This is a genomic window from Microvirga tunisiensis (assembly GCF_009296175.1).
GTDB lineage: Bacteria > Pseudomonadota > Alphaproteobacteria > Rhizobiales > Beijerinckiaceae > Microvirga > Microvirga tunisiensis.
Map to the genome: position 1 here is coordinate 1 of NZ_VOSK01000252.1, position 9,306 is coordinate 9,306.

Below are 9,306 nucleotides of genomic sequence, written 5' to 3' on the forward strand. Positions count from 1 at the left end.
CACCACCGCCACGCGGGCCGAGACCGCGCTCATCGAGCGCGCGATGTCGTCGGCCAGCGAGATCACCCGCGACGACTTCGTCCCAGGCGCAGGCTCAAGCTCATACAGCGTCACAACCGGACCGGGATTGACCTTGGTGATGGAGCCCCGGACGCCGAAATCCTCGAGCGTCCCTTCGAGCAGGGCGGCGTTCTGCTCCAGCGCCTCGGCCGAGATCGTGGGGACGGACGGCCGCTTCGGCTCGGCCAGGAGGTTGAGCTGCGGCAGCTGGTAATTCTCTTCGTCCAGCAGCGAAGGCTGGGCCTCGCGGCCCATGCGCTTGCCGGGCTTCGGCGCAGCATGCGCCGGTCCGACGCGTGCCGGCAACGGCTCGGGCCGGGCGGCCGCACGGGGTGCGGACGGGGCAACGTCGTCCTCGTCCCAGCCGGCCTCGTCCTCGTCGTGCATCGGCACGGAAGCCGGCGCGGGCCGCGGGCGGAGGGGGGCGCCGTCGAGAACGGGCTCGCGTCGCAGGCCGGGCTGGCGGGCAGGGCGCTTCGCCTGGGCGGGCGCATCCTCATAGTAATCTTCGTCGAGGGCGGAGCGGCGGCCTTCCTTCCAGCGCCGGGCTGTGGCGCGCAGGCTCATGACGCCGTGGGCGAGGGCGCCCAGCGAGACGATGCCCCAGCCGGGTTCGTCATGGCTGATCTCTTCCGCCTCGTCCCAATCCTGGATCCTGCGCCGCCTGATGGGCTGGTGTTCCTCGATCTCGTCCAGTTCCTCGTGGTGCCGCTCCTCCTCCGGGCCGAGACCGCAGGCGGCCGTGAGGCTGAAGATCGCAACGCCCGCGAACAGGAAGCCGAGGACTGCGCTGGCCGAGCCGCTGGAGAGACCCGTCACGGCCTTCGCCCCGGCGAGGATCGCATCGCCGACCACGCCGCCGAGGCCCGTCGGCAGCGGCCAGCTCTGCGTCGGGGGCAGGGCGCTGGCAAGCGCCGTGGCGGCGCCCGCGCCGATGACCCAGAGGGCAAAGCGCAGCTGCAGGCGGCCGAGATCGCCCGATTTCATGAGCCGCCAGCCCCAGAGCGCCAGCGGCAGCACGGCGGCGATCGCGCCGAGCCCCAGAAGCTGCATCAGCAGGTCGGCCACGATGGCCCCGGGCCAGCCGAGAAGGTTGCGGACGGGAAGGTCGGTGGCGTTGTTGAGGCTCGGATCGTCGACCGACCAAGTGGCGAGCGCCACCGCCACCGCGCCGGAAACGGCGATCAGGCACAGGCCCGTCAACTCCTGCGCCCGGCGGGCCAGGAAGGCTCGGAAGGTGCTGAAGAGGCCATCATAGGCGGAAGAAGAACGGCGGGCCGTACGCATCAAACCACTCTAAAAAATCAATAGGACGGGACAATGTTGCTAAGATGCTAGCGAAGCCGGGTTAAGGGTCCTTTAACCGTAACGGCCTTTTTGCGTTGTTGACGTTGCGCCTGCGAAAGACCAGTGTCCCGCCCATGACACGCAAAGGGCCCCGGACCGGTTGGACGCGCGCCGCCATCGTGGCGGTGATGGCCTATGCGTTCGTCCTGCAGGCCCTGCTTCTCTCCGTCGGCGGCGCGTTCCATGCCGCGGCGGCGGCCGACGCGCAGGGGATCATCTGTCTCCAGGACGGTTCCTCCGCGCCGGACCACGGGCCGAAGAAGGCCCACGAGAACCTCTGCTGCACCCTGAGCTGTCACGGCTCGGGCGCGGCGGGCCCTGCTCCGATCGCGGCCGTTCCGGATTGGATTGCGCCCATCGCAGGATCGGGCGATCGGATCGTTGAACCGCCGCATCTGCGCCTCACCTCCGACGTCCTGCCTCTGGGATCACGCGCGCCACCGCGCCTCGGCTGATCGACACTCGCCGATTCCCCGATTCTGCAAGGACACTTCCCATGACCTCGTTACGCTTCGGCGCGCTCGCTGCCGCCTTCGTTGCTCTATCGTCTCCCGCACTTGCCCATGTCTCCTTCGAGAACGGGCAGGCGGCGCCGAATTCCACCTACAAGGCCGCATTGCGCATCCCTCATGGCTGCGACGGCAAGGCGACCCTCAAGGTGCGGGTCCGCATCCCGGAGGGCATCGTTGCCGTCAAACCCATGCCGAAGGCCGGCTGGAAGCTGGAGATCACCAAGGGCTCCTATGTGAAGGCCTACCAGGTCAATGGCGAGGCGGTCTCCGAGGGCGTGACGGACATCGTCTGGACGGGCTCCCTCGACGACGCCCATTACGACGAGTTCGTGTTCCAGGCCCGCTTCACCGATGCTTATCAGCCGGGCGCGACGGTCTATTTCCCCGTGGTGCAGGAATGCGACGGCGCGACCGAGGAATGGACCCAGGTCCCGGCCGCGGGCGAGGACCCCCACAGCCTGAAATCGCCCGCCCCCGGCGTGCGGATCGCCGGCGCCGCCGCCACGACGTCGACCGTGAAAGTCGGAGCGCTCACCCTCGAGCAGCCCTGGTCGCGGGCGACACCGGGCGGCGCCAAGGTCGGGGGCGGTTACGTGAGCATCGCCAACACGGGCACGACGCCCGACCGCCTGATCGGCGGCTCGTTTCCGCTTGCCTCCAAGGTCGAGCTGCATGAGATGCGTCTCGACGGAGACGTCATGCGCATGAAGCCGGTCGAGGGCGGGCTCGAGATCAAGCCGGGCGCCACGGTCGAATTGAAGCCGGGCGGGTTCCATCTCATGTTCATGGACCTGAAGGAATCACTCAAGGAAGGCCAGACGGTCAAAGGAACGCTCGTCTTCGAAAAGGCGGGTTCCGTCGAGGTGGAATACGCGGTGCGCGGGATGGGCGGCGGCGCGCCGGCCGAGCACAAGCACTAGAGTTCGTTCCATGGCCATGGAATCAGCTCTCATCTTCGGTTTGCCGCATTTTCTGGCGGCGAACCGGATCCATTTCACCGAAAGATGCTCCAGCGCGGGAGATCGACCATGAATTTCAGACGCCTCCTCGTGCCGCTCCTCGTCTTCACCGCCGGCCTCCTGGTGCTGGTGGTGACGGCAGGCCTGCTCCTGTTCCCGTCCGGGCAGCAGCAGAGCGCCGGCAAAGTGCCGGTCGGCGGCCCGTTCCGGCTCACGAGTCACGAGGGCAAGCCGTTCACGGAGGAGAACCTGAAGGGCAAGCCCTTCGTGGTTTTCTTCGGCTTCACCCACTGCCCGGAGGTCTGCCCGACCACCCTCTATGACCTCACGCAGGACATGGCGGCTCTGGGCCGGGATGCCGACAGGCTGCAGGCGGCCTTCATCACGGTCGACCCGGCGCGCGACACGCCGGAGCTGATGAAGACCTATCTCTCCTCCTTCGATCCGCGCATCTTCGGTCTGTCGGGAACGGAGGACGAGATTGCCGCCGCTGCGCGCGCCTACAAGATCTATTACCGCAAGGTCCCGACGGAGGGCCAGGACTACACCATGGACCATTCCGCCACCCTGTTCCTGATGGACAGCAAGGGCGAGTTCTACGGCACGTCCAACTTCCAGGAGCCGGAGGAGACCCGGCGCTCCAAGCTGCGGCAGCTCGTGAAGAACGGGTGAGGTGTCCCTCTCTACGTCATCACCGGCCTTGTGCCGGTGATCCCGATTGCTTGGGCGCCGCGCCTCTCTGAGCGGGATGGCCGGGACAAGCCCGGCCATGACGGAAGAGCGTCATCCTCGGTGGTTCATAGGACCGGGAAGGGGATCCGCTCACGGGCTCTAGCGTTATGGATCCCCTTCCCCTCCGCTTCGCCCCGGCCGGGAATGACACTGGAAGAACAAGAAAAGCCCCGGCCTTTTTGTCCGGGGCTTTTCTGTGTGAGCCTCTGGAAGGCTTCGTTGCTGCAGCGCCCGAGGCAAGGGTCTCGACGCTCCCTCGGGCGCTGCAGAGTTCAGCTCAGTAGTTGTAGGCGCGCTCGCCGTGGTCCGCGAGGTCGAGGCCTTCGCGCTCCTGGTCCTGCGTGACGCGCAGCCCGACGATCAGGTCGGTGATCTTGTAGAGCACCACGGAGCCGATGCCGGTCCAGACCAGGGTGATCGCCACGGCGATGATCTGGGTCACCACCTGGCCGCCGATGCTGTACTCGCCGACGCCGTAGCCGCCGAGCGACGGAGCCGCCACGATGCCCGTGCCGATGGCGCCGATGATGCCGCCGACACCGTGGATGCCGAAGACGTCGAGAGCATCGTCATAGCCGAGCGCGTTCTTCACGCCGGTCACGGCGAAGTAGCACACCGCGCCGGCCACGAGGCCGAGCACGATGGAGCCCATCGGGCCGGAGAGACCGGCGGCCGGCGTGATCGCCACGAGGCCGGCGACCGCGCCCGAGGCGATGCCCAGCAGCGAGGCCTTGCCCTTGCTCATGGCTTCCACGGTCATCCAGGCGAGGCCGGCTGCCGCCGGGGCCAGGATGGTGTTGATAAGCGCGAGAGCAGCACCGCCCGTGGCTTCGAGGTTCGAGCCGGCGTTGAAGCCGAACCAGCCGACCCACAGAAGGCAGGCGCCGACGAAGGTGAGAGTCAGCGAATGCGGGGCGAGCAGGTCGCGGCCATAGCCGATGCGCTTGCCGATGAGCAGGGCGCCGACGAGGCCGGCCACGCCGGAGTTGATGTGAACCACCGTTCCGCCCGCGAAGTCGAGAGCGCCCATGGTGAAGAGATAGCCTTCCGAGAACCACACCATGTGGGCGATGGGCAGATAGACGAAGGTCAGCCACAAGCCCGTGAACAGCATCACGGCCGAGAACTTGATGCGCTCGGCGAAGGCGCCGACGATCAGGGCCGGGGTGATGGCCGCAAAGGTGAGCTGGAAGGCGATGAAGGTGAATTCCGGGATCGCCACGCCCTTGGTGAAGGTGTCGGCGGTGGAATCCGTGGTCACGCCGGCGAGAAAGGCCTTGGAAAAGCCCCCGATGAAGGCGCCGATGCCCTCGCCGCCGGACGTGAAGGCAAGCGAGTAGCCGTAGAACACCCACAGGATGGCCACCAGGCTGAATACCGCGAAGACCTGCATGAGCACGGAGAGCATGTTCTTGGTGCGCACGAGGCCGCCATAGAACAGGGCCAGGCCCGGGATCGTCATGAGGATCACGAGGATCGTCGAGACGAGCATCCAGGTGGTGTCACCCTTGTTGACGGTGGGAGCGGCGGCGGCGTCTTGCGCCAGAGCAGGGTTGAGGGCCGCGAGGCCTAATCCCAGCGCACCGAGCGCCGGCAGGAGGAGTGGACGGAACTTCATCGGATTCAAACTCCGGAATGATCGAATGAATGGAAAATCAAAGGGCGTCGATATCGGTCTCGCCCGTGCGGATGCGGACCGCCCTTTCGAGCGAGGTGACGAAAATCTTGCCGTCGCCGATCTGGCCGGTGCGCGCGGCCGCCGTGATCGCATCGATCACCTGGTTCACCAGTTCGCTCGCTACCGCCACTTCGATCTTCAGCTTTGGCAGGAAGCTCACGGCATATTCGGCGCCGCGATAGATCTCGGTATGACCCTTCTGCCGTCCGTATCCCTTCACCTCAGTCACGGTGAGGCCGTGCACGCCGAGAGCGGTGAGCGCGTCGCGCACCTCTTCCAGCTTGAACGGCTTGATGACCGCCATCACGATTTTCATGGGTTAGGCCCCCTTTTGAGACGTCCGCCCGATCAATCAGGCGGCGGTTTCCAACGTGAACCCGGCCTCATGGACGGGTGTCGGGGGCATTTACGCAAGAAGCATGCCAAGCTATGCCCGTTATAGGCAAAGGGCCTCTGCCTCTTTCCTAGGCAGCCGAAGCTGGGCTATAAAACAGTCTTATTGATGAAATTTTAGGCAGAAAATATCAGGAGCGGCGCTCGCGGATGAGCCCTTCCTGAGCAACGGACGCCACCAGGGTCCCGTCCTGCTTAAAAATGAGTCCGCGCGAGAAGCCGCGGGCGCCGCCGGCGCTCGGGGTGTCCTGCGCGTAAAGCAGCCATTCGTCGGCCCGGAACGGGCGGTGGAACCACATGGCGTGGTCCAGGCTTGCGGGCTGGATCGATGGATCGAACACCGTCCGGCCATGGGGGAAGAGGGAGGTGTCGAGGAGCGTCATGTCCGAGGCGTAGGCCAGGACGGACTGGTGGATCGCCGGATCGTCCGGCAGGCGGCCGAGGGTCTTGATCCAGACATGGAAGCGCGGCTCGCCCGGATCGCGGGAGGTGTAGCGCTTGATTTCCACCGGGCGGATTTCGAGCGGGCGCTCGCGCTCGTAATAGGTGCGCATGGGCTCGGGCATCTGAAGGAGGAGCCGGCCTTTCACGTCCTCCTCGCTCGGGAGTTCGTCGGGACCCAGCACCTTCGGCATGTCGGCCTGATGCTCGAAGCCCTCCTCCTCGCGATGGAACGAGGCCGACATGGCGAAGATCGCCTGCCCGTGCTGGATTGCCAGGACCCGGCGCGTGCTGAAGCTCTTGCCGTCGCGGATGCGTTCCACCTCGTAGATGATCGGGATCTTGGGATCGCCCGGCAGCATGAAATAGCAATGGAGCGAATGAGGAGGGCGTCCGTCGACCGTCCGGGTCGCGGCGACCAGCGCCTGCCCGATCACCTGCCCGCCGAACACGCGCTGCCAACCGCTCTTCGGGCTCTGCCCCCGGAACAGATTCACCTCGAGCTGTTCGAGGTCGAGAATGGAGAGAAGATCGGTGACGGCACGGGACATGGATTCAAGGTCCTTCGATCGGCAACAGCCATCCATCGGCGAGCGCTTTGAGAAGGTCAAGCTTGACGCTGGACAATGGATCGCTGACACCCACCTATAACGTTGAAAGCATGGAGATGGAGCGATGAGCGCAGCAACGGCCATGGAGCGACCGCGCATCGTCATCGCAGGCGGGGGGCTCGCCGGACTGTCCCTGTCGCTGGCGCTCAAAAAGGCGCTCGCCGATGGGATCGACGTGGTCATGTGCGATCCGGCCCTCAGGCGCGATCCCCATGGCGACAAGCGCTCCTATGCCATTGCCGCAGCGGCGCGCCGGATGCTGGAGGCGCTCGAAATCTGGGCTCAGGTCGCGGACAAGGCCCAGCCGATCCTCGACATGGTGATCACCGACAGCCGCCTGCAGGACCCGGTGCGGCCGACCTTCCTCACCTTCGGGGGCGATGTCGACGGGCACGAGCCGTTTGCACACATGATCACGGCGGGCGATTTGACCGCCGCCCTGCTGGAGGCCTGCCGCGAAGCCGGGGTCGATCTGCGCTCCGAGGGCGTGGCGGGTTTCGCCGTTCACGGGGCGCGGACGGACATCTCCCTGGCGAATGGCGACAGCCTGCAGGGCTCCCTGTTGGTCGCTGCCGACGGCGCCTGCTCGCGCCTGCGCGAGCAGGCGGGGATCGGCTGGATCGCGTGGCCCTACCGGCAGTCCGGGATCGTCGCGACCATCGCCCACGAGCGCGATCACGAGGGTAAGGCCATCGAGCATTTCCTGCCCTCCGGTCCGTTCGCGATCCTGCCGCTCAAGCCCGAGTCCCAGGCCGACGGCAGCCTCAAGCACCGCTCCTCCATCGTCTGGACCGAGCGCAGCGAGAACGTGCCCGCCCTGCTGGAATCGCATCCCGAGGACCTGCTCGTCGAACTCGAACGCCGCTTCGGGCTGCAGCTCGGAAAACTCACCTTCGAAACCAAGCCGCAGGCTTTTCCGCTGTCCTTCGGCGTGGCGCGCTCCTTCGTGGGCGAGCGGCTGGCGCTTCTCGGCGATGCCGCCCACGTGATCCACCCCATCGCGGGCCAGGGCCTCAATCTCGGCCTGCACGATGCGGCGGCCTTGGCCGAGATCATCACCGATGCCATGCGCCTCGGCATGGATCCGGGTGCGGCCGACGTGCTCGATCGGTACGAACGGGCGCGCCGCACCGACATCACCACGATGGGCGTGATGACGGATGGCCTCAATCGCCTGTTCTCGAACGACGTCCTGCCCGTACGCCTGATCCGCGACCTCGGCCTCGGCCTCGTCGACCGCATGCCGGGCCTGAAGCGCTTCTTCATCCGCGAGGCGGCAGGGATTCGCGAGCGGCAGCCGAAGCTGTTGAGAGGCGAGGGGCTGTAAAAGGCAACTTTTGAAACTCCGAAGAGCCCTCATCCTGAGGAGGCCATCAGGTCGTCTCGAAGGACGAGGGCGTCTCCAGTGCTCTCTGGACCCTCCTTCGAGACAGTCGCTCCGCGATCTCCTCAGGATGAGGGCTGCGGCGTTGTACGGCCTTTTAGCCCACCTTGCCATGCTCGTGCCGGCACTGCTCGTGATCGGCCAGCACCTGGATGATCCGGCATTCGCCCACCTGCCCGTGCCGGCAATCGTCCAGCATGTGCCGCAGCTCCGAGCGGAGAAGCGTCAGCCGGGCGATGCGGCGCTCGATGCTCTCCAGATGCCGGATGACGATTCGATCGGCCGGCTCGCAGGGCTGCTCCGGTTTGGCGCTCAGGCTCATGAGCTCGCGGATGGCTTCCACGTCGAAGCCGAGCTCCCGCGCATGGCGGATGAAGCTGAGGCGGGACACGTCCTCCACTCCGTAGCGCCGCTGGCGGCCTTCCGTGCGCGGCGGGACCGGGAGGAGGCCGATCTGCTCGTAATAGCGGATGGTGGGGACTTTCACGTCGACCCGGCGTGACAATTCCCCGATGGACAGACCCATCATTTTTCCTCTTGAACCTCTAGTCGCTAGAGATTGTACGGTCCTGTCCGCCACATGAAAAGGAGAACCGGATGACCGAATCCCGCGGCCACCAGCACGGGGCGTGCTGCACCTCCCACGACCACCATGGTCACGAGGACCACCATGCTCACGAGCTTTCGACCCATCCGGCGAAGAGCCATGAGCATGCGGAGGAAACCTGCGGCCGCCAGGGCGGCGTGCCGATCTTCGACGGCGTCGATCCCCGCTACAAGCGCGTGCTCTGGACCGTGATCGCGATCAATGCCGCCCTGTTCGTCACGGAGATCGTGGCCGGCCATCTCGCGCGCTCGCAGGCCCTGCATGCCGACGCGCTCGATTTTCTCGGCGATACCGTCACCTATGGCCTGAGTCTCGCCGTGATCGGCGCATCCCTGCGCACCCGCGCGACCGCCGCCCTGTTCACTTGTCAAGCGACACCGAGATTTACGAGATAAGGCGACATCCAGTTTTACGACGGCTCAAGCGTGAGCCCGCTGGAGAGCCTCCTCCAGATCCCGCAGGCGATAGCTGCGCCCCTTGATGTTGAGAACATGCGCTCGGTGCAGCAGGCGGTCGAGGATGGCCGTGGCCAGCACCTCGTCGCCGGCCAGCAGCTCGGTCCACTCCCGGATGCTCTTGTTC

At 66.1% G+C, this 9,306-nt stretch carries 9 protein-coding genes and 2 pseudogenes; 5 read left to right on the plus strand and 6 right to left on the minus strand.

Features of this window, described 5'->3' with window-relative positions:
- A partial coding sequence (locus tag FS320_RS32270; protein WP_192926368.1) for a DNA translocase FtsK occupies positions 1-1,347 on the minus strand: 1,347 nt, incomplete at its 3' end.
- A 134-nt stretch (positions 1,348-1,481) separates the two neighbouring features.
- Between FS320_RS32270 and FS320_RS32275 the strand changes: the two genes are divergently transcribed.
- The 3 genes from FS320_RS32275 (at position 1,482) to FS320_RS32285 (ending at position 3,550) form a co-directional block, all read left to right on the plus strand.
- A complete protein-coding gene (locus tag FS320_RS32275; RefSeq protein WP_152716523.1) occupies positions 1,482-1,862 on the plus strand; it encodes a hypothetical protein in 381 nt (126 codons plus the stop codon).
- 41 nt (positions 1,863-1,903) lie between these two features.
- Positions 1,904-2,839, plus strand: coding sequence for a DUF1775 domain-containing protein (locus FS320_RS32280; protein WP_152716524.1), 936 nt, complete (start codon positions 1,904-1,906; stop codon positions 2,837-2,839).
- A gap of 108 nt (positions 2,840-2,947) precedes the next feature.
- Positions 2,948-3,550 (plus strand): SCO family protein, encoded by a 603-nt coding sequence (locus FS320_RS32285; RefSeq protein WP_152716525.1) that lies wholly within the window; start codon positions 2,948-2,950, stop codon positions 3,548-3,550.
- A 337-nt stretch (positions 3,551-3,887) separates the two neighbouring features.
- Here the strand turns inward: FS320_RS32285 and FS320_RS32290 are convergent, their stop codons facing one another.
- The 3 genes from FS320_RS32290 to tesB all read right to left on the minus strand — a co-directional run bounded on the left by FS320_RS32290 (position 3,888) and on the right by tesB (position 6,673).
- The gene (locus FS320_RS32290) at positions 3,888-5,228 is read right to left on the minus strand and encodes an ammonium transporter (protein ID WP_152716526.1); all 1,341 of its coding nucleotides are present in this window, start codon (positions 5,226-5,228) and stop codon (positions 3,888-3,890) included.
- 37 nt (positions 5,229-5,265) lie between these two features.
- Entirely contained in the window at positions 5,266-5,604 is a 339-nt protein-coding gene (locus tag FS320_RS32295) for a P-II family nitrogen regulator (protein WP_009490630.1), read from the minus strand.
- Positions 5,605-5,812: 208 nt separating this feature from the next.
- Positions 5,813-6,673, minus strand: coding sequence for an acyl-CoA thioesterase II (gene tesB, locus FS320_RS32300; RefSeq protein WP_152716527.1), 861 nt, complete (start codon positions 6,671-6,673; stop codon positions 5,813-5,815).
- Positions 6,674-6,797: 124 nt separating this feature from the next.
- On the opposite strand from tesB, the gene FS320_RS32305 reads away from it, so the two are divergent.
- Entirely contained in the window at positions 6,798-8,060 is a 1,263-nt protein-coding gene (locus FS320_RS32305; protein WP_152716528.1) for a ubiquinone biosynthesis hydroxylase, read from the plus strand.
- A gap of 154 nt (positions 8,061-8,214) precedes the next feature.
- Here the strand turns inward: FS320_RS32305 and FS320_RS32310 are convergent, their stop codons facing one another.
- Positions 8,215-8,643, minus strand: coding sequence for a MerR family transcriptional regulator (locus FS320_RS32310; protein WP_152716529.1), 429 nt, complete (start codon positions 8,641-8,643; stop codon positions 8,215-8,217).
- 71 nt (positions 8,644-8,714) lie between these two features.
- Between FS320_RS32310 and FS320_RS32315 the strand changes: the two are divergent.
- Positions 8,715-9,086: pseudogene (locus tag FS320_RS32315) on the plus strand (cation efflux transmembrane domain-containing protein); the annotation flags it as partial.
- Between the two features lie 78 nt (positions 9,087-9,164).
- Here FS320_RS32315 and FS320_RS32320 read toward each other — a convergent pair.
- Positions 9,165-9,306 (minus strand): annotated as a pseudogene (locus FS320_RS32320) (ATP-binding protein); the annotation flags it as partial.

Coding starts and splice junctions, on each gene's coding strand:
- FS320_RS32280 (WP_152716524.1), top strand. CDS start 1,904: ATGACCTCGTTACGCTTCGGCGCGCTCGCTGCCGCCTTCGTTGCTCTA.
- FS320_RS32305 (WP_152716528.1), top strand. CDS start 6,798: ATGAGCGCAGCAACGGCCATGGAGCGACCGCGCATCGTCATCGCAGGC.
- FS320_RS32295 (WP_009490630.1), bottom strand. CDS start 5,604: ATGAAAATCGTGATGGCGGTCATCAAGCCGTTCAAGCTGGAAGAGGTG.
- FS320_RS32290 (WP_152716526.1), bottom strand. CDS start 5,228: ATGAAGTTCCGTCCACTCCTCCTGCCGGCGCTCGGTGCGCTGGGATTA.
- tesB (WP_152716527.1), bottom strand. CDS start 6,673: ATGTCCCGTGCCGTCACCGATCTTCTCTCCATTCTCGACCTCGAACAG.
- FS320_RS32285 (WP_152716525.1), top strand. CDS start 2,948: ATGAATTTCAGACGCCTCCTCGTGCCGCTCCTCGTCTTCACCGCCGGC.
- FS320_RS32275 (WP_152716523.1), top strand. CDS start 1,482: ATGACACGCAAAGGGCCCCGGACCGGTTGGACGCGCGCCGCCATCGTG.
- FS320_RS32310 (WP_152716529.1), bottom strand. CDS start 8,643: ATGGGTCTGTCCATCGGGGAATTGTCACGCCGGGTCGACGTGAAAGTC.